This window comes from Bacteroides sp. 41_26, from assembly GCF_949740115.1.
Classification (GTDB): domain Bacteria; phylum Bacteroidota; class Bacteroidia; order Bacteroidales; family Bacteroidaceae; genus Bacteroides; species Bacteroides nordii.
In genome coordinates, this window is the sequence record NZ_CATJGZ010000090.1 from 79,659 (window position 1) to 100,545 (window position 20,887).

Sequence of the window (20,887 nt, forward strand, 5' to 3'; positions counted from 1 at the left end):
ATGTACATGTCGTACAACAACCCTTATTGAGATAAGGAGTATCCCTATAATTCAGCACGCAACAGGCGATAGACAGCCGGATGGAGGAAGTAGCGTACATCTTTTCCTTCGGTCAGAGCACGACGGATAAATGTGGAGCTTATTTCGAAGGTAGGAGAGTCGACGATACGGACTGTTCCGGGTAATTCGTCTTTGTTTACGGGATATCCGGGACGTGGATAGATGAGTATTTGGTTCTCTGCAATAATTCGTTCTGGCTCGCGCCAACGGTTGAATGTCAGCCAGTTATCCGAACCAATGATCAGATGGAATTCCCGTTCGGGATAGCTGCTTTTCAGGCAGTCCAATGTGTGGACTGTATACGAGGGGCGGGGAAGATGAAATTCAAAATCAGAAGCACGGAAATGTGGATAGTCTCCGATGGCAAGCTGTACCAATTGGAGGCGCAATTCGTCGGGCCATAAATCAGCTTGCTCTTTCAATGGATTGTGTGGGCTTACTACAAACCAGACCTCATCTAACCCGCAGAATTCACAAAGATAATTAGCTAATGCAAGATGTCCAATGTGTATCGGATTGAAAGAGCCGCTGAATATTCCGGTTTTCAATTTACTCATAATGTCAGAAACTCTCTGATTACTTTCAACGCTTCCGCTTTGGCTGTTTCCAGATCATCGTTGATAATCACTTTATCAAATTTGGGGGCAAAGCCCAATTCATATTCGGCTTTAGCTATACGATGTTCTATGACTTCGGGAGCATCTGTGCCCCGACCCACAAGACGACGACGAAGCTCGTCCACGCAGGGTGGTTGGATAAACAAGGATAAGGCTCGTTCTCCGTAGAATTTCTTTATATTACATCCACCTACGACATCTACATCGAACACTACATTTTGTCCGGCTTCCAATTGTTGTTCCACCTGTGCTTTCAAGGTGCCGTAGTAACGATCCTTGTATACTTCTTCATATTCCAGAAATTCATTGTTCGCAATGCGCTGGCGGAATTCATCCGGAGAGAGGAAGAAGTATTCTACTCCGTGCTTCTCTTCACCACGTGGCGGACGGCTTGTAGCCGAAATGGAGAATGCAAGGTTTAAATCTTGCGTTAGCAGATAATTTATAATTGTAGATTTACCCGAACCCGAAGGAGCGGAAAAAATAATAAGTTTCCCTTTCATACACAATTTGTGTTAGTAAAACAAGGCTTGCCGCACTTCCCCGTGCGGGAAGCACTACATAATGTTAAGTACCTGTTCCTTTATCTGTTCCAGTTCATCTTTCATCTGGACTACAATCTTTTGCATCTCTGCATGATTGGATTTACTACCCAATGTGTTGATTTCACGTCCCATCTCCTGGGCAATAAATCCGAGTTTCTTACCTTGACCGCTACCACTTTCCATGGTACTGATAAAGTATTTCAGATGATTGCTGAGGCGTTGTTTTTCTTCATTGACATCGAGTTTTTCTATATAATAGATAAGCTCTTGTTCCAGGCGGTTTTTATCATAATCCACGCTTAGAGTTTTTTCGAGGGCGTCTGTAATACGTTCCTTGATCTTCTCAACGCGTTCTTTTTCGTATGGAGTAATAGATTCCAGCAGGTGAGAGATATTTGCTATCTTTTCGCGAAACTTCTTTTCCAGTGCTGCACCTTCTTGTTTGCGGAAATCAACCAGATGTTTTATAGCCTCTTCAATAGCGACGTGCACGGTTTCCCATTCTTCTTCAGTCAGTTCTTGTATTTCTGTTTTTGTCATTACGTCCGGCATACGAAGTAGTGTTTGAAACCAATCTACAGGAACCGGAATGCTCAAATTGTCTGCAATATCTTTTATCTGTTTATAATATCCTTCTATCAGCACTTGATTGATAGGCGTAGCACTTTCGGCACTTTCCTTTTTCTCTACCCAAAGGCTAAAATCTACCTTACCGCGTTCCAGCGTCCGTGAGATTTCATTACGGATTTCCATCTCTTTTTCACGGTATGCCGGAGCAATACGAACAGATAAATCCATTGCTTTACTGTTGAGCGATTTAATCTCTACATTTATTTTCTTTTCGGTCAGCTCAGCAGTCGCTTTGCCATATCCCGTCATAGATTGTATCATATAATCAATTGTTTTTTGCAAAAGTACAGGAATATTTTAAGATTATTGCTTCAAAACCGAAAAAATATGGCGATATATCCCTCTGTTATACCTTTTATTGAAGGGGAATGTGTTGTTATATGTGCTATTGAGAAGAACTTTCTTTATAAGCAGTTTCCAGCATATTGTCCAATGAGGAGGTTAGTTCTTTACAATTGTCAGTAATGATACTGGAGTATCGAGCCCGTTTTTCGGAACTTAACGAATCGTCCGTTATCTGTTTGGTGAAGGTGTTAATGTTATCCAATGGTGCACGTACTTCCCGGCAAATGGATTTGACAAAGACTGATTTCATACGTTCACTTTCCTGCGCTTTCCGGGTATGTCGGATTAATTCTTGCTGAAGCTTTTTAGTACGTTGCAGATTAATATAAAAGTAAATACTGAAGAGGATAGAAATGATTACTAATCCTGTAGTACAATAAAATGCAATACTGTGGATATTACTGCTGATTGCTGCTTTTTCCAGTTTAAGTTCGGATGCTTCGTTGGTCACTTGCATTTCACCGATCTGTTGCAACAACTCTTTTCGTACCAATGAGTCTGTTACGTGGAGAGCTCGTTCGTACACCAGGCAGGCTTCTTCCTGCCGTTTTAGCTCTCTCAGTAATCTTGCCTTTTTCTGATAATGGGTAGTATAATTCACGTTGATTGCTTTTCCACTTTCGATAAGGTTTATTACTGAATCACAGAAAGCCAGTGCTTGTTCCTTGCTTTCCAGACTCTCATAATATTGTTGACTGGCCAGGTAGAAATAGAGTTTGTTACGTAAAAGAGCGTCCCCTTTTCCGTCTCTTGCAAATTTACAATATTTAGTGTAATATTCATTTGTTTTTACCTTACCTATAAGCTTATGGCTAAGCATTAATTGTTGATAGCATATCAGATAAGCATTGTCTTTGTAGATATAAGGACGGCGGTTGATAACTTCTTTCTGGGTGAAGTATTCATCCATTCTTTTCAGATATTCCTCTGAGATTCTGATTAGTTTATCGCTGTTTCCGGTGTTTTTGTACGAAAAACTTAGCATGACGTAAATATTGGCTGTGAAGTTCTTACGGGCAGGGAGTGGAAATTCATCTACCAGCCTCCAGGCTTCTTCCCAGTATGGTAATGCTTCGCTAAAGTCAGAACTCTCTGTCAACGAAATAAATAAGTAGCGTATTACTCCTGTGAGAAAGAGTCGGGAAGCTTTCTGATATCTGTTCTCAGAAGGCTTTTGTGCATTGATCTCTTCTTGAATGCGGTCGCAAATTTCTGCCCGCTCATCTCGTGAAGCCATTTGCAGGATTCGTGCTTTATGTGTCATCTTATAATATTCCGGTATACCATCTTCGGTAGAATTTTTCATAAAGCTTTCTGCCTGGTTGAGAATCATCGACAGAGAGTCTCGTTTTTCCGGATTGTTTATCATACCGATTGTGATTGGCCCCAATGATGCAGATAAAGCAAACTTATCATTGACCTGCTGTGCTTCTTTATATAATTCGCGTGCAATAGAAATTTCATCAGGATCAGAGTCGGACAGGTCTAATATATTAATTAATAGTGTGACCCGTTGAGGGGCATCAACGGTATGTTTCAGTACGTTCTGTAAACTATCTTTCAACGTGTTTTCGGCAGATAAAGCGAACGGTGTACAGAAAAGAAAAAGTAATAATATGTAATACTTTGTAGTGTTCATTCTGTTTTGTTGTTTCCCATAGGGATTGTGAAGATGAATTTACTTCCTTTAGACCAGTTTGGATCTATTTTTATGTTTCCATTCATATGCCTTGCAATAAGACGACATAAGTATAGTCCCAATCCGTTACCAAGAGTAAACGTATTCAGCTTGGTGAAACGCTGGAATACATATTCGTGTTTGTCTGCCGAAATGCCACAGCCGGTATCTGTTACATTAATAATGATTTTTTTATTTTCTTTGTCACAACTACAAGATAAACAAATGCTACCTTTTTGGGTGAACTTATTTGCATTGTTCAGTAAGGAGCGTAATAACAATGAGAGGTATTGTGCGTGGGTATGGGCTATGCACTCTTTCGCAGGAAGATCAAGTAAATATTGTATGCCTTCTTTACCTTCTGTCTCTTGTAGAAATTCCATTTCCATACGGCAAATTGAGGTAACTTCTATATCCTCCAGAGGGAGTGCTTCGGTAAGGCTGTCCAGATTGGCTACCTCTATCAGGCTATCGAGTAGTGAGGTCAGTATTCGCGTATTTTCTTGTATGATGTCTTGATATTCTTTTTTATCTTCTAAAGGGGTCGATTCGTCAATTAGTATCTCAGAGAAACCATTTATAGAGTTTAGAGGAGTACGTATCTCATGGCAAATAGAGTTTATGAAAGCAGACTTCATTTGTTCGCTTTCTTGTGCTTTGATGCTTTGCCGGTAAATTTCCTTTTGAAGTTTACGCGTCTTTTTAAGGCTTTTGTAGTAATACATACTGATAGAAACCACTACGATCAAAATACAGATGGTGAAGATAAATTCTATCAGTCGGTTTTGGGCAGTCAGTACCGTTTTTTCCAGTTTGAGTTTGTCGATATCATTTTTGAGACGTAATGCTTCAACGCGTTCAACATATTCTTTCTTAATTAAAGAATCAGAAACCTGCATCGCACGCTCATAAGCGATACAAGCATCTTCCGGGCGATTGGCACGGCGGAAAAGGTAGGCTTTATTTTTATAGGTTTCCAATACCCGGGTGAATCCGGGGGCATGGTTGGTTTCAATCATGTGGATGAGTGAGTCACAATTAGCAAGGGCTTCATCTACCCGATGCATATTTCCCAGGAAGAGATAAGCAGTTTCAAAAAGATATATTTTGTTCCGGTCCAAAAACTCTTCTTGGGCAGACAGCATATGCTGGCGGAAAAGGTTATAAATCTTGTAGGCTTCTTCGTCGCTGATATACATAGCACCACGTATCAACTGTGTGTAATATCTCACGTATGTATTGTCTTTATAGAGAAAAGGACGTGGATACACTTCCTCTGAAAGTTTGTAGTAAGCTTTACATTCATCAATTACTTGCCAGGTGATTCTTTTTTGGTTCTCGTAATCTTGCTTCTGATTGTAAGCACCACTCAGAAGGGAGTGGATGGAGCCCAAATAATATCTGCGGACATATTCTCCCGGAAAATCCTGTGCTGTCTTCCAGGCTTCTTCCCAAAGTGGAATTTCAGGTACATAGATTTTAGATTTTCCTTGGTCGTTGAGCTCCCACAGTTGCATCAATCCTTCAAGAAACAAACGCTCCACTTTCTGATATTTATCTTCAGTAACTTGCCTGGCTTTTAGCTCTTTACGTATCTTCCGGAAGATTTTTGTACGTTCCTGCTTGCCGGTTGTAGCACCGATTAATCTGTGGTAGATATTCATTCTGAAGAAGGTGGCTGCTCCTTCGGCAGGAGTCCCTTTTTCTATTTCTTCCAGCGTTTTGATATAATAGTTGTGTAAAGAATCCGACCTTTCTTGCTGATTGGCGTACTTGGTGACCATATGAGTTACTGCCACAAAGGTTGCATAGGAATCTTTCGCTTTTTTACCTTCTTCGAACAATTGTCTTGTATATTGTGTTTCAATCACATTTCCTTCATTAATGTCTTTTAGATTGAGAAGCAAATCGATACGTTTATGAGGATTTGTAGTTTGGTTGAGCAATGATTTCAGGCTGTCTCCGCGAATTACCTGGACAGAAATTAAAGGGATACCGGGTTTGTTCTCTTGGAAAGATTGTGCTAGAGAAATGTTAGTCCCCAGACAGCAGAGAAGGGTATATAGGATACAGCGGAGATAGCTCATGTCATGTTTGTTGTTTATTTATGCCTTTTGCTTGTATAAAATAGTCTGCTAAAGTAAGCAAAAAAAACATTTTAACAATGAATTTTAACTGAAATCTGCTTTAATTCATGCTACCGTGTGGTAATCTGAAAATAATCAGTTAAATTTGCGTCAGTTTAATAATCTGAAAATTATGTCGTGTATCTTACATATTGAAACCTCTACCGCAGTGTGTTCGGTAGCGGTGAGTGAAGACGGACAGACGATTTTTGTGCAGGAAGATATGAAAGGTCCTTCACACGCCGTGTCGTTAGGAGTTTTTGTTGATGAGGCTTTGTCGTTTATCGATAGTCATGCAATTCCTTTGGATGCGGTGGCTGTAAGTTGTGGACCAGGGTCGTATACCGGGCTTCGTATCGGGGTTTCAATGGCTAAAGGGATTTGCTATGGACGTAATATACCGCTGATTGGTATTCCTACACTTGAAGTATTGTGTGTACCGGTATTGTTGTATCATGAGTTACCGGAAAACGCTCTTCTCTGTCCAATGATTGATGCACGCCGTATGGAGGTATATGCAGCTGTTTATGATCGCAGCCTGAATGTAATACGTCCTATTTCTGCGGATATTATCGATGAGAATTCCTATCTTGATATTTTGGATGAACATCCGGTTTATTTCTTTGGTAATGGTGCAGCCAAATGTAGAGAGAAGATAACACATCCGAATGCACATTTTATTGACGATATACATCCTTTGGCTAAGATGATGTTTCCGCTTGCCGAGAAAGCTGTAGCAAAAGAGGATTATAAAGATGTAGCCTATTTTGAGCCTTTTTATTTGAAAGAGTTTGTTGCTTCCCTTCCTAAAAAGGTATTGTAACAAGTGCTTTGTTCCTATTTTTAACTTTTAATTTTTAATTATTATTTTATGCAGTATAACACCCAACAGAAGAGAATGCCCCTTCCCGAATATGGGCGAAGTATCCAGAATATGGTAGATCATGCACTTACTATCCAAGATCCGGCCGAACGCCAACGTTGTGCAAATACTATCATCAATATTATGGGAAATATGTTTCCTCATCTAAGAGATGTACCCGATTTTAAACATAAACTGTGGGATCATTTGGCTATTATGGCCAACTTCAAGTTGGATATTAAATATCCATACGAGATCATCCGCGAGGAGAACTTAGGGACAAAACCGGAACCTATCCCTTATCCAAGTACTAAAATTCGCTATCGCCATTACGGACGTACGCTTGAGATACTTATTAATAAAGCATGTGAATTTCCGGAAGGAGATGAAAAGAAAAATCTGATCGCTCTTATTTGTAACCATATGAAGAAAGATTATATGGCCTGGAATAAGGATACGGTAGATGATCGTAAGATTGCTGAGGATCTGTCTGAACTTTCCGGTGGAAAACTACAGATGGATGATGATATTGTTCGTTTGATGGCAGAGCGTCTGGCACAGAACTATCGTCCGAAAACGAATTATACCAATAACCGGAATAATAATCAGAGAAGAAAATATTGATTAAGTAGTAAGTAGCTAGTAGTAAGTCGCTAGAATCCATGTGACGTGTTGTTTGAGCTACCAACTACTAAAATCTGACTATTAACTACTTACTACTGAATTCCAGCTACTAGCTACTAAATTCTAACTACTAACTACTAATCATATGGCTTCATTTGTAATCGAAGGAGGGCACAAACTGTGTGGAGAGATTCATCCGCAGGGTGCTAAAAACGAAGTGTTGCAGATTATCTGCTCTACATTGCTTACTGCTGAGGAAGTAATAGTAAATAACATTCCCGACATTCTGGACGTTAATAATCTTATTCAGCTGATGAGAGATATGGGGGTGACAGTTGCAAAGCAAGGTGTTGATACGTATAGTTTCAAAGCTGAAAATGTAGATATGGCCTATTTGGAAAGTGATGAGTTTCTGAAGAAATGTTCCAGCCTGCGGGGATCTGTGATGCTGATAGGGCCTATGGTAGCTCGTTTTGGTAAAGCTATGATTTCCAAACCCGGTGGTGATAAGATTGGTCGTCGCCGTTTGGATACCCACTTTATCGGTATTCAGAGTCTGGGAGCTGATTTCAGATACAACGATGAACGTGGTGTTTATGAAATTACTGCAGATAACCTGCATGGTACTTACATGTTGTTGGATGAAGCTTCCGTAACCGGAACTGCCAACATTGTGATGGCTGCTGTTCTGGCGAAAGGAACCACTACCATTTACAACGCTGCCTGTGAACCTTATTTACAACAGCTCTGTAAGATGCTCAACCGGATGGGGGCTAAGATCAGTGGTATTGCATCTAATCTTCTGACTATTGAAGGGGTGGAAGAGTTGCATGGCACACAACATACAGTACTGCCTGATATGATTGAGGTAGGTAGTTTTATCGGTATGGCGGCTATGACAAAGAGTGAAATCACTATAAAGAACGTCTCTTACGAAAACCTGGGTATTATTCCTGAAAGTTTTCGTCGTCTTGGTATTAAACTGGAACAGCGTGGAGATGATATTTATGTTCCTGCACAGGAAAACTTCCAGATAGAATCATTTATTGACGGTTCTATTATGACTATTGCCGATGCGCCCTGGCCCGGACTTACCCCCGACTTACTTAGTGTACTGCTTGTAGTAGCCACACAAGCCAAGGGAAGTGTGCTGATACATCAGAAGATGTTTGAAAGCCGCCTGTTCTTTGTAGATAAACTGATAGATATGGGAGCGCAGATAATACTTTGTGATCCGCACCGTGCTGTTGTAATCGGACATAATCACGGTTTCAAATTGCGTGGTGGTAATATGACTTCACCTGATATTCGTGCCGGTATTGCTTTGCTGATTGCTGCAATGAGTGCCGAAGGGATTAGTCGTATTCATAATATAGAGCAGATAGATCGTGGTTACCAGAATATTGAGGGTCGGTTGAATGCTATTGGTGCGCGAATTACACGAATATGATAAGAAAAGAAGAAGTATATAAAATAGGATTTTTTAATAAACCTCATGGTATACATGGTGAGTTGTCGTTCACTTTTACAGATGACATCTTCGACCGTGTTGATTGTGACTACTTTATTTGTCTGCTCGACGGTATTTTTGTTCCTTTTTTTATAGAAGAGTACCGTTTTCGTTCTGACTCCACAGCTTTGGTGAAACTTGAAGGAGTAGATACTGCCGAGCGTGCCCGTATGTTTACCAATGTAGATGTATATTTCCCTATAGAGCATGTGAACGAAGCGGAACCGGGAGAACTCTCCTGGGATTTCTTTGTTGGTTTCCGTATGAAGGATGACACTCACGGCGATTTGGGAGAAGTGACAGATGTAGACACATCTACTGTTAACACGCTTTTTGTGGTAGAACGTCCGGATGGTGAAGAACTGTTGGTACCTGCACAGGAAGAGTTTATTAAAGGTATTGATCAGGAACGGAAACTCATTGTGGTTGATTTGCCCGAAGGGTTACTGAATCTTGATGAACTTGAAGAAGAATGAATCAGTGTTAATCTGTGTAATCAGTAGTAGAAAGAATTAGCGAAATGCTTACATTTGTACGCAATACGATAAAATAATGCCAAAGAAGAAACGCAGTAAAGCCTTTTGGAACAATATAAAGTTCAAGTATAAACTCACTATTATCAACGAGAATACACTCGAAGAGGTGGTGGGGATTCGTGTATCAAAATTGAATGGTCTTTCTGTTTTGCTTTCTGTGTTGACTATTCTTTTTTTGATTGCTGCCATTATTATTGCTTTCACTCCTTTGCGCAACTATCTTCCCGGATATATGAATAGTGAGGTTCGTAACCAGATAGTGGCTAACGCTTTACGTGTGGATTCTCTGCAACAACTGGTAGAACGGCAGAATCTGTATATTATGAATATTCAGGATATCTTTAGCGGAAAAGTCCGTGTTGACTCCGTACAAAGTATGGATACACTGACAACTTTGCGTAAGGACTCTCTGATGGAACGTACCAAACGTGAAGAGGAATTCCGCCGCCAGTATGAGGAAGCAGAGAAGTACAACCTTACCTCTATCACTTCGCAGCCTAATGTGAACGGACTGATTTTTTATCGTCCTACGCGTGGTATGATTTCTGCTCACTTCGATGCTGAGAAGAAGCACTACGGAACGGATATAGCTGCCAATCCCAACGAGAGTGTACTCGCTACGTTGGATGGTACGGTTATTCTGAGTACCTATACAGCCGAAACCGGTTATTTGATAGAAGTACAGCACAATCAGGACTTCGTCTCTATATATAAACATTGTGGTTCATTATTGAAACGTGAAGGTGATAAGGTACAGGCAGGAGAAGCCATTGCCTTGGTTGGAAATAGTGGAACACTTACTACAGGTCCTCATTTGCATTTTGAATTGTGGAATAAAGGACGTCCGGTGAATCCCGAAAAGTACATTGTATTCTAAATCATGAATAAAGAGATTAAAAAGAAACAAATAGCTATACTGGGCTCTACAGGCTCTATTGGTACGCAAGCTCTACAGGTGATTGAAGAACATCCCGAATTGTATGAGGTATATGCCCTGACAGCCAATAATAAAGTAGATATGCTTATAGCCCAGGCACGAAAGTTTCAGCCTGAGGCCGTAGTTATAGCTAACGAAGAGAAATATGATCAACTGAAAGAGGCACTGAGCGAATTACCTATTAAAGTATATGCCGGTGCCGAAGCCTTGTGCCAGATTGTAGAGTCCGGACCCATAGATATTGTGTTGACCGCTATGGTGGGATATGCTGGTCTGAAACCTACGATTAATGCTATTTGTGCCCGCAAGGCCATTGCTTTGGCAAACAAGGAAACGCTGGTTGTTGCCGGAGAATTAATTAATGTATTGGCGCAGCAATACCGTACTCCTATTTTACCTGTAGACTCGGAACATTCAGCAGTCTTTCAATGTCTTTCCGGTGAGGTGGGAAACCCTATTGAAAAAGTAATACTGACTGCTTCTGGTGGTCCGTTTCGTACCTATACTCTGGAACAGTTGCAAACTGTCACCAAAGTACAGGCGTTGAAGCATCCTAACTGGGAGATGGGGGCTAAGATTACAATCGACTCTGCTTCTATGATGAATAAAGGTTTTGAGGTGATTGAAGCTAAATGGTTGTTCGGTGTGCAGCCAAGTCAGATAGAAGTGGTGGTGCATCCTCAATCAGTTATTCACTCGATGGTGCAGTTTGAAGATGGTGCTGTAAAGGCACAATTAGGTATGCCTGATATGCGTTTGCCTATTCAGTATGCATTTTCTTATCCCGACCGCGTTGCTTCTTCGTTTGATCGTTTGGATTTTGCCAAGTGTACCAGTCTCACCTTTGAACAGCCTGATACCAAACGTTTCCGCAATCTGGCTCTGGCTTATGAAGCTATGTATCGCGGAGGCAATATGCCTTGTATCGTTAATGCCGCCAATGAAGTGGTGGTTGCTGCTTTTCTGCGTGATGAGATAGGCTTCCTTGCAATGAGTAATGTAATAGAGCAGACGATGGAACGTGCTTCGTTCGTACAGGTTCCTACGTATGATGACTATGTGGCAACTGATGCCGAAGCCCGCCGCATAGCCACTGAGCTAATAGTAAATAGTAAATAGTAAAATTGTAAATAAACCGATGGAAACATTCTTAATCCGTGCCCTCCAGTTGATAATGAGCCTTTCGTTGCTTGTTATTATACACGAAGGGGGACATTTTCTCTTTGCCCGTCTATTCAAAGTGCGGGTCGAAAAGTTTTGTTTATTCTTTGATCCCTGGTTCACTCTTTTCAAGTTTAAGCCAAAGAAGAGTGATACAGAATATGCCGTAGGCTGGTTGCCTTTGGGTGGTTATGTCAAGATCTCCGGGATGATAGACGAGTCAATGGATACTGATCAGATGAAACAGCCTGAACAACCATGGGAGTTTCGCTCTAAACCGGCTTGGCAACGATTGTTGATAATGGTAGGTGGCGTATTGTTCAATTTCCTGTTGGCATTGTTCATCTATTCTATGATTCTTTTCACCTGGGGTGATCAATATATTAAAATTCAGGAAGCACCGTTGGGTATGCAGTTCAATGAGACTGCTAAGGCTGTAGGTTTTCAGGATGGTGATGTGCTGTTATCAGCTGATGGTGTGGAGTTTCTGCGTTATGATGCTGATGTGTTGAGCCAGGTTGCTGATGCACGTGAAGTGACTGTACTTCGTGGAGGACAGAAAGCTTCAGTTTATATTCCCGAAGATATGATGCAGCGTTTGATGGCTGATAGTGTGCGTTTTGCTTCTTTCCGAGTGCCTTATGTGGTAGATAGTATAATAGCTAATTCACATGCAGCTCAGGCTGGCCTTATGCCGGGTGATAGTATTATAGCACTTGATGGCAAACCTGTTTCTTATTTTGATTATCTTGAAGAGATGGCGGCACGTAAACAGAAGGCATCAACTTTGAGTAACGATACTGTAGATCTGCATCAGATCACGTTGACTTATGTTCGTGCCGGAGAGATGGATACTGTAACTTTAGGTACAGATTCTGCTTTCCGTATCGGTGTTTATGCACAGCCTATGAATCGGGTGATGCCGATGGTTACTAAGGAATATGGTTTCTTTGAATCTTTCCCTGCCGGTGTGCACTTAGGAGTGAAAACATTGAAAGGCTATGTTGGCAATATGAAATATCTCTTCTCAAAAGAAGGAGCTAAGCAGTTGGGTGGTTTCGGAACAATCGGAAGTATTTTCCCCGCTACCTGGGACTGGCATCAGTTCTGGTATATGACGGCATTTCTCTCTATTATTCTTGCCTTTATGAATATTTTGCCTATCCCTGCATTAGATGGCGGACATGTATTATTCCTTTTCTACGAAATCATTGCGCGTCGCAAACCGAGTGATAAGTTTATGGAGTATGCACAGATGGTAGGTATGTTCCTGCTTTTCGGATTGTTGATATGGGCTAACTTTAATGATATATTGAGATTCTTCTTTTAAGATAATTTCAGTACAGAACATATAGGAGGTACAGAGGATTATATTATAAAACCTCTGTACCTTCTTTTTATTTATAAGCTCTTATTAATCCCTTTCTAAAATAAGGTGGAGTGAGTAACCGGATATTATTCAGGAATATCATCACCCCTTTTGAAGGAGTGATTTTGAATTTTTTTTCGGAAAGCCATTCATAGAATTGATCATAGTCTCCGGCTTTGTGATAAGTGCATAAAGCTATCTTTAGCGGGATGGTGTTCAGATGATTTTCCATTCCATTCAGAACGGTCTGTTCTGCTCCTTCCACATCTATCTTGATAAAATCGGGTCGGTGAGCATATGTTGTACAAAACGTATCGATGCTTATATTTTCTTCATCATTATGATCTGATACATATTGGGGAAATATGGTTATCTTTTCTGCCCATGGTGCGAAGGTAGCTTCGAGTGCTTCTACCCATTCCCGGTCTTTTTCAAATAAGACTGCATGGCTGACTTTCTCTATATTTGAAAGTACAAATATGCCTTCTGCACTCCCGATATCGAATAGAACTTCTTTATTTTCTACCTTAAATTTGCTATCCGTATAACAGTGAGGAGAATCGGGGTCCTGTTCCGTGATAAGTCCACAGTAGCAGAATCTTACGGTTGTAGGATTATAAGATCGTTTAAAATAGAGTTTTTTCTTTTCGTGCATAACATAAAGTAATCCGTTTTTAGGATCTTTGTACACTGCTATATTTTTACTGTCGTATTTCTCAATAAAAGGAGAAAGGAAAGTACATAGTGTATGTTGCTTCATGTATGAAAGTGCTTTGTTTATTTCATCGTCTTCAGAAGGATGTGTTGAATAATATACGCAGATTTCCTGCTTCATATTCTTGAGGGTTTGTTTCCAGAAGTAATTATTATAAGTACATTTTACTTTGTAACTGAGTTTGTTAAGTAGAGTCATAGATGTTGTTTTACTTGATTTTACAAATAACGACTTTTTCTGGTATAATTTAGATAGTAATTATATATGTTTTATTGATAATTATTCTATTTATAGAGAATTTTATGTAGATAACCATAATTGTTTAGTTTGTATAGAGTTATGATTCTTCTTTTGTAGTTGTCTTTATACGAAAAAAGGCCTTGTTTATTATTCTTGCAGTTGGTTTGATCGTTGTCATAGGTCGGATTTTGTTTTTACGGCATTGATGCCAAATCTCAGATTGTACAATGAGTTCTTCTTTTTGATGAAGATCAAGCACTTATACACTGTCTCATAGGAGGATAAGACTTATCTTTGCCCTAAATATAACATCGAGTATTATGGTAAAGAATATCGTATTTGACTTTGGGGGTGTCATTGCTGACATAGATCGTGATAAAGCGGTTCAAGCCTTTATTAAGTTAGGACTGAAAGATGCAGAAACACGTTTGGATAAGTATCATCAGACTGGTATTTTCCAGGAGCTGGAAGAGGGTAAACTGACAGCAGAAGGATTTCGGGATAAACTGGGAGAGTTGTGCAGACGTGAGCTGACAATGGAGGAGACCAGACAGGCATGGCTGGGATTCTTCACGGGGGTAGATATACGCAAGCTTGATTATATGCTGGAACTCAGAAAGTCTTATCATGTATATATTTTAAGTAATACGAACCCCTATGTAATGTCGTGGGCATGCAGTCCCGGATTTTCTTCTCAGGGAAAGCCTTTGACGGATTATTGTGATAAATTGTATCTGTCTTATCAGATAGGTTGCACCAAGCCTGAACCAGAAATATTTAACTATATGTTGAAAGATAGTGGTATGCTTCCTTCCGAAACACTTTTTGTTGACGATGGAGCTTCGAATATATATATCGGCAAAGAATTTGGGCTACATACTTATCAACCGGAGAATGGTATGGACTGGCGGAAAGAATTGTCACAGCTGTTAGCGGGTCTGTAAAGTACCGGTATGTGAGAACTACTTTGCCTGCATGCAGAGTACGCCTTGGCTGTATGTACGCTGGGCGTATCCTGCATGCAGGCAATATATATACTCTGTGTATCGCTTTTGTTGAGGTATATGGAGGAAATACATGATATTACTTTACCGTTGAAGGTTGAGAAATCCGTAATCCGCTGATAATAGCTGCTACCACTGCAAATCCACTTCCTACGAGCAAGCAGACGGAAGTACTCTTTTCATGTGCTATGAAGCTGAATAGCAATGCAACAAGTGTTGTTCCGAATGTTTGTCCCAATAACCTTGCCATTCCCAACATTCCGCTGGCTCCTCCCGACCGTGCGGTAGGTGCGGAGGATATGATCGTGCTGTTATTGGGTGTTTGAAACAGACCGAAGCCTGCACCACATAGTGCCAATCGCCAGATAATGCTGAGATCGGTTGATTCTGCGGTGAGTGTAGACAGTGAAAAGAGTCCGGTTGCGAAAAGTATCATACCGATACTTCCCAGGATTCCCGGATGGATGCGTTCAACAAGGTATCCGGCTGTAGGTGCGGTAATCAGAGTGGCAATAGGCCATGGGGTCAGTAGTAAACCAGTCATAACCTCACTGTGTCCCAACGTGTTTTGCAGGAAAAAAGGCAGGGAAACCATCGCCAGCATCTGTGCGGTAAACGAACAGATGGAAGTGCTGATGGATAAAGTGAAAATGGGTATTTTTAGTAAATCCAACGGCAAAAGCGGAGAGGATTGTCCCAATTGCCGGCGAACGTAGTAGATGCCCACTATAACCAATATAACTATTTGAATGACAATGTAGTCCATTCGCTCGTGGTGAGCAAATCCGTCCATTGTATAGATAAGTAGCCCGAATGTAACTGCGTTGGTAATAGCACTTTTTATATCAAACTTACGTTTGGAACGTTCTTCTTTCCGGGGTAGATATTTGTGTCCGAGTATCAGGGCTGTTAATCCTAAAGGTATGTTGATGGCAAATAGCCAGTGCCATGAACTGACGGCAAGTATGGCGCTTGCTATGGAAGGTCCTGCAGCTGCGGATATGGCAACTACCATTGCATTGATTCCCATTCCGCGTCCAATCTGGTTGCGTGGATAGATGGTACGTAATTGGGCTGTGTTCACGCTGGTAATGGCAGAAGCACTGAATCCCTGAAAGATACGTGCAAGTGTCAGTGTCCAGAATGAAGTAGACAGTGCGCAGATTAATGAGGTGATGCAAAAGAGCGCTATTCCCGAGAGATAAACACGTCGGTATCCGTATATTTCTCCCAACGAAGAAAAAGATAATAATGAAATTACGATTGCCAGCTGGTATCCGTTCATAATCCATGTGATAACGGAAGGAGATACATCGAAGTCGTGTGAAAGAGTGGGCAACACGATATTTACAATATTAATATCAAGTACCGACATACAAAGCGCAAAAGATATGGCTACTACCGCCCATATCCGTCGCGGAAGGGGCAGACCGTCTGTTTCTTCTTTGTCAGAAGCTTTTGGAGTAAGTGTTTGGTTCATAAACGAAAAATGCTTTAGTCTTGCCAATTAAACAAAACAAAAACATTTTCAGTTGTTGTGGTCAGTTGAATATAAGTTTTTTTAGCGGTGCAGGCGAATCACCCGTTGGTTGCTACTTCCTCTGAATTCCAGATGAGGCGAATAGAGTGCTTGTATGAAACGCCCTTCTACAAGCACATCAATATAAGGTAAGGCTGCTGCTAACCGGGGCTGTGCCTGTATCTCTTCATAGGTATATCCGGTGTAACACCAGATGTTTTGCCGGGTTTCTTCCTTTATCCGTTTCACTAATAAGAGAAAAGCTTCAGGATTGAAAAACGGATCACCTCCCGAGAAGGTTACTCCATCCAATAGTGGATTCGCTTTTATTTCACGGATCATATCCATGATTCGTTCTTCTGTCAGCTCTTCACCGGCACATGGGTTCCAGCTCTCCGGGTTGTGACATCCCGGACAACAATGGCGGCATCCTGCCAGATAAATGGAGTACCGGATGCCTTCACCATCTACTATCGTTTCCGGATAAGTGTATAGTAAGTTGAGAGTCTTCATTTGATTTAATTGAAAATGGAAAATTGAAAGTTGAAAATGGAAAATTAGCTGCGTGCGTTGTCATGCTGAATAGTAATTTTTCATTTTCAACTTTCAATTTTCAACTCTACAAGTGTTTCACTCTGTCTTTTTCTTCCGCCCGCTTGGCTGAATTCCATGAACTTAAATCACCTGTCAGATAGCCGGTGATGCGGCGCATACGCAAAATATTCTCACTTCGGCATACTGGGCATTTGTCATAAATGACTCCCTTGTATCCACAGTTGTGACAGGTATCTACCGGATGATTAATGGAGCCATAGCCGATACCTTCGTCATACATAACCTTTACGATTTTAGCGATAGCACGTATATTCTTCTGTGCTTCACCATCCAGTTCTACATAAGTGATGTGTCCTCCGCGTGTAATGGCATGGAAGGGGGCCTCACGTTTAATTTTTTCTACGATGCTGATAGGCTCTTTTACATCTACATGGAAAGAGTTTACGTAGTAATCATTATCAGTTACCCCTTCAATTTTACCATATTTACGGCGGTCCATCCGGGTGAAACGTCCGGAAAGGCCTTCGGCTGGAGTTGCCAGCACAGAATAGTTAAGGTTATATTTAGCTTTATATTCGTCTACTACTTTATTCATTTCCATCACAGTCTCATACAAAGTATTCCATGCTTTATCGCTGTGACCATGTCCTTTGCCATAGAGTGCTACCATGGCATTGTGTCCGCCGATGAAGCCAATACCCAGTGTACCGCTGCGCAATACATCGCCTACCTCTTCATTTGGATTCAGGCTACCGCCTCCTTTCCATACGTTATTACCCATCATAAATGGGAACTGACGTGCCAGTGCAGTACGTTGATATTGATATCGGGCGTAAAGCTGATCTGCCACCAGAGTGGCCATTTCACGTACTGATTCCAGGAAAATCTCTTTGGCTTTCATCTCAATGGCATCCGTATTGCGCTTGTCTTCAATGATGCTTTCCGCTTTAATGCGTGCCTCAATAGCCAGACGGGGCATATTCAAAGTGGTGAATGAGAGATTTCCGCGTCCTAATGAAGACTTTTCTCCGGCAACGTTTTCAAATACACGTGTACGGCAGCCCATTGTTGCCAATTCATAGCGATAACGTTTCGGATCGTTGGCATCCCATTTTTCGTTTTGGTTGAACGGTGCATCCAGGAACATGAAATTGGGGAACAGTGCCTTGGCTGTTGTACGACAGGCTTTCAGAAAAAGATCGAAGTTGGGAGCACTGAAGGTCATGCGCCCTTCCTCTGCTGCTTCAAAATCACTCATTGCCTTTTGATAATCTTCTTCTGAGTAAGATACTCCGTTTTTCACCTTAAATATTTGAATGGGAAATACAGGTACTTCTCCGCGGGTACCGAGCCCTTCGATAGTGGCTGTCAGTAGTTCTTCAATCACCATACGTCCTTCGGCGGAAGTATCTGTTCCGTAATTTATAGAACTGAATACCACCTGGTTGCCTCCACGCGAATGCATTGTGTTGAGGTTATGGATAAAGCCTTCCATAGCTTGGTGCGTATCTTTACGAGTCTGAAAGTAGGCTTTCTCTATGATCCGTGCCAGATGTTCTTTGTCTATATTGATCTGCAAGGCAGTCAGTGCCATACGTAGTGTTTCGCGTTCCAGTTCGCTGGTTTTGATAGAAGGAAGGTGTTCTTCTATTAATGCGCGGATCGCTTTTTCTTCTACAGCTGTGTTACTTTCCATTGCAACGTAGAAACTGATGAATGAACTCAGATGTTTGCGGAATGACTTACTTACTCCCTTCGCCATGAAGAAGTCGAATGCAGGGATTGCTTGTCCGCCATGCTGCTCATTCTGGTTGGTCTGGAAGATGATAGTGGCGAGTGTTGCATAGCTTTGTATGCTTTGTGGAGTACGGATACTTCCGTTCTTGGTACGGAACCCACGTTCGAAGAGATCGTCCATATCATACTGAATACAGGTCGTCGTCTTTGTCGGATAATAATCCAGATCGTGGATGTGAATATCGCCCAACTGATGTGCTTCTGCAAAACGTTTGGGTAACAGGTATTTATACGTATAGTCTTTGGTCACTTCAGATGCAAAAGTCATCATCTGACCAGCCGGTGTGTGACTACTCATATTTGCATTACTCAAATTTATATCGTTCTTGTCAATGGCTACAATACCATCCATTACGTGTTTCATTTGAGTTTTTTTATCACGTTCCGTATTACGCCATTCGCGGTAGATAATGTACTTTTTGGCTACTTCGGGCCGTACTTTCATCAATTCTTTTTCTACCAGATCCTGAATCTCTTCTACAGTAATAGTGGGATTGGAAAAACGGCTGATGACATTCATGGTAATGTCAGCCACGAGCTGCTGCTCTTCGGTGATGCCGGAGGCATTGAACGCTTTGGTTATAGCGTTCTTAATTTTACTAATAGAGAAATCTTCTCTTTTACCATCACGTTTGATGATACAAATTTCAGCGTAATTCATAACTTTAACTCCCGAAAGCTTTGTTCAGTTGACAGTGGACAATTGACAATTGACAGTTTTTGGCTGACCAAAAGGCAGTTGATGTTTGACAACTGAGTGGTTAATAAAAAAAATAGGCGGCAATTAAAATCGGATAAACAGTAATCGCTCACTGCCAACTGTCAATTGTCAATTGTCAACTGTCCATTGTTAATTGTCCATTGGTTCCGGCCGGTCTTCTGACTTATCCCTCCTTCGCACGCCTTCCCATGTATAAAGCACAGTGGCATAATGTGCGGATTCTCAGGGAATTACAGCAGCGGGTACTGTCGCCGATTTGCACAGCGTTCCCTTGTGACTAAACCTCTTTTTAGTTCCGGAACCGGGACAAAGATAAGAGATTTACTTATAGGTATAAAGGCTTTTAACATTAAATTTCGGGAAACTTTTCTTTCTTCCTGATACAGAAAGTTTTCCAAAACGGAAAACTTTTAAGATTTATAAGATTGTCCAGATTGCTATAATATGCCCTACGCTACCTCCCAGGCAGAAGAGATGAAATACTGAATGCATATAAGGTTTACGAAGAGAATAGAATACTGCGCCGATGATGTAAGAAGCACCTCCACCTATCAACCACCAGAAAGCAGGTGAGGCTCCTATCTCCGAAAGACAGTTCATTAATGGTTTCAGGGCTATTAGGATGGAAGCACCCATTCCAATGTAACAACATGTTTCGAGATTACTGTGTTCTTTCAGTTTCTTGAAACTCAGAATAAAACCTGCAAGTGCAGAGAGCCATACGAAGGTGAAGATTCCCCATCCCCATCCGCCAGCATGCCGCATCACTAATAGTGTGAATGGGGTGTAAGTGCCTGCGATATGCAGGTAGATAGCTCCGTGATCAAATTTACGTAACAATTCTTTTCTCGGTCCCGGCCTGGAAGCATGATACCAGGTTGAACTGATATAGGACGATAACATACCTGCCAGATAGACTGTAATGCAGGTAACTGCCCAGTTCGGCTCACTACCGGTAGCTGCTTTTACCAGCAGGAAGTATCCTGCTACAACTCCCAGCAAAATTCCGGCAGCATGACTGAGTGTATTAGCGAGTTCTTCGCCATGAGTATATCGATGATTATCCAATGCTGTACATTTTTAGCTTTCGGCCGTAAAGGTACTCTATTTTTCTAAAACATTTTCCTGTGGCAGTTTAAAAATGGATAATAAGAGCACTTGTTCATATCTGAAAAGAAACGAGCGAAACTCACCACAGAGTAACACAGAGTTCCACAGAGTTTAAATCTTTCTTGAAACGCAGAATTCTAAGACCTGCGCAAATATTTGTGCAAGAAAAAACAGTTAAATAAGTTAAATGGGTTGCTATCTAGTGTAGCAGCCTGTTTAACTTTTA

At 41.2% G+C, this 20,887-nt stretch carries 18 protein-coding genes and 1 riboswitch; of the genes, 8 read left to right on the forward strand and 10 right to left on the reverse strand.

Annotated features, from left to right (window positions below):
• Nucleotides 1-44: 44 nt before the first annotated feature.
• The 5 genes from nadD to QX565_RS14110 form a co-directional block, all read right to left on the reverse strand.
• The gene (nadD, locus tag QX565_RS14090) at nt 45-617 is read right to left on the reverse strand and encodes a nicotinate (nicotinamide) nucleotide adenylyltransferase (protein ID WP_221649572.1); all 573 of its coding nucleotides are present in this window, start codon (nt 615-617) and stop codon (nt 45-47) included.
• Complete coding sequence (gene gmk / locus QX565_RS14095) at nt 614-1,180, reverse strand: guanylate kinase (protein ID WP_221649573.1); 567 nt, start codon at nt 1,178-1,180, stop codon at nt 614-616. The genes nadD and gmk overlap by 4 nt, the downstream gene beginning before the upstream one ends.
• A 54-nt stretch (nt 1,181-1,234) precedes the next feature.
• Complete coding sequence (locus tag QX565_RS14100) at nt 1,235-2,113, reverse strand: YicC/YloC family endoribonuclease (protein WP_221649574.1); 879 nt, start codon at nt 2,111-2,113, stop codon at nt 1,235-1,237.
• A 124-nt stretch (nt 2,114-2,237) separates the two neighbouring features.
• A complete protein-coding gene (locus QX565_RS14105) occupies nt 2,238-3,836 on the reverse strand; it encodes a histidine kinase (protein WP_221649575.1) in 1,599 nt (532 codons plus the stop codon).
• Complete coding sequence (locus QX565_RS14110; RefSeq protein WP_289293157.1) at nt 3,833-5,962, reverse strand: sensor histidine kinase; 2,130 nt, start codon at nt 5,960-5,962, stop codon at nt 3,833-3,835. Before QX565_RS14110 ends, QX565_RS14105 begins: the two co-directional genes overlap by 4 nt.
• A gap of 172 nt (nt 5,963-6,134) precedes the next feature.
• Here QX565_RS14110 and tsaB point away from each other — a divergent pair, with 172 nt between their 5' ends.
• The 7 genes from tsaB (at nt 6,135) to rseP (ending at nt 12,961) form a co-directional block, all read left to right on the forward strand.
• The gene (gene tsaB / locus QX565_RS14115) at nt 6,135-6,824 is read left to right on the forward strand and encodes a tRNA (adenosine(37)-N6)-threonylcarbamoyltransferase complex dimerization subunit type 1 TsaB (protein ID WP_289293158.1); all 690 of its coding nucleotides are present in this window, start codon (nt 6,135-6,137) and stop codon (nt 6,822-6,824) included.
• 48 nt (nt 6,825-6,872) lie between these two features.
• Nucleotides 6,873-7,487: a DUF4290 domain-containing protein gene (locus tag QX565_RS14120; RefSeq protein ID WP_221649578.1), complete on the forward strand. Its 615-nt coding sequence runs from the start codon at nt 6,873-6,875 to the stop codon at nt 7,485-7,487.
• Between the two features lie 145 nt (nt 7,488-7,632).
• Nucleotides 7,633-8,937, forward strand: coding sequence for a UDP-N-acetylglucosamine 1-carboxyvinyltransferase (gene murA / locus QX565_RS14125; RefSeq protein WP_289293159.1), 1,305 nt, complete (start codon nt 7,633-7,635; stop codon nt 8,935-8,937).
• Complete coding sequence (rimM, locus tag QX565_RS14130; RefSeq protein ID WP_221649580.1) at nt 8,934-9,473, forward strand: ribosome maturation factor RimM; 540 nt, start codon at nt 8,934-8,936, stop codon at nt 9,471-9,473. The genes murA and rimM overlap by 4 nt, the downstream gene beginning before the upstream one ends.
• Nucleotides 9,474-9,549: 76 nt before the next feature.
• Nucleotides 9,550-10,410 carry a M23 family metallopeptidase gene (locus tag QX565_RS14135; RefSeq protein WP_002562453.1) on the forward strand — a complete coding sequence of 287 codons (861 nt, stop codon included), beginning with the start codon at nt 9,550-9,552 and terminating at the stop codon, nt 10,408-10,410.
• 3 nt (nt 10,411-10,413) lie between these two features.
• Nucleotides 10,414-11,589, forward strand: a complete 1,176-nt coding sequence (locus tag QX565_RS14140) for a 1-deoxy-D-xylulose-5-phosphate reductoisomerase (RefSeq protein WP_289293160.1) — start codon at nt 10,414-10,416, stop codon at nt 11,587-11,589.
• A gap of 19 nt (nt 11,590-11,608) precedes the next feature.
• Nucleotides 11,609-12,961: an RIP metalloprotease RseP gene (rseP, locus tag QX565_RS14145; protein ID WP_221649582.1), complete on the forward strand. Its 1,353-nt coding sequence runs from the start codon at nt 11,609-11,611 to the stop codon at nt 12,959-12,961.
• 67 nt (nt 12,962-13,028) lie between these two features.
• On the opposite strand, the gene QX565_RS14150 is transcribed toward rseP, so the two are convergent.
• Nucleotides 13,029-13,913 carry an FkbM family methyltransferase gene (locus QX565_RS14150; protein ID WP_002562450.1) on the reverse strand — a complete coding sequence of 295 codons (885 nt, stop codon included), beginning with the start codon at nt 13,911-13,913 and terminating at the stop codon, nt 13,029-13,031.
• A 362-nt stretch (nt 13,914-14,275) separates the two neighbouring features.
• Here QX565_RS14150 and QX565_RS14155 point away from each other — a divergent pair, with 362 nt between their 5' ends.
• A complete protein-coding gene (locus QX565_RS14155) occupies nt 14,276-14,899 on the forward strand; it encodes an HAD family hydrolase (protein WP_221649583.1) in 624 nt (207 codons plus the stop codon).
• A gap of 139 nt (nt 14,900-15,038) precedes the next feature.
• Here the strand turns inward: QX565_RS14155 and QX565_RS14160 are convergent, their stop codons facing one another.
• From QX565_RS14160 to trhA, 4 genes are all read right to left on the reverse strand, one after another.
• Nucleotides 15,039-16,439: an MFS transporter gene (locus tag QX565_RS14160; protein WP_221649584.1), complete on the reverse strand. Its 1,401-nt coding sequence runs from the start codon at nt 16,437-16,439 to the stop codon at nt 15,039-15,041.
• Nucleotides 16,440-16,520: 81 nt separating this feature from the next.
• Nucleotides 16,521-16,991 (reverse strand): anaerobic ribonucleoside-triphosphate reductase activating protein, encoded by a 471-nt coding sequence (gene nrdG / locus QX565_RS14165; protein WP_221649585.1) that lies wholly within the window; start codon nt 16,989-16,991, stop codon nt 16,521-16,523.
• 106 nt (nt 16,992-17,097) lie between these two features.
• On the reverse strand, nt 17,098-19,491 hold the full coding sequence (locus tag QX565_RS14170) for an anaerobic ribonucleoside triphosphate reductase (protein ID WP_221649586.1): 2,394 nt from the start codon (nt 19,489-19,491) through the stop codon (nt 17,098-17,100).
• A gap of 191 nt (nt 19,492-19,682) precedes the next feature.
• Nucleotides 19,683-19,872, reverse strand: a riboswitch (cobalamin riboswitch).
• Nucleotides 19,873-19,968: 96 nt separating this feature from the next.
• On the reverse strand, nt 19,969-20,619 hold the full coding sequence (gene trhA / locus QX565_RS14175; protein WP_289293162.1) for a PAQR family membrane homeostasis protein TrhA: 651 nt from the start codon (nt 20,617-20,619) through the stop codon (nt 19,969-19,971).
• Between the last annotated feature and the right edge of the window lie 268 nt (nt 20,620-20,887).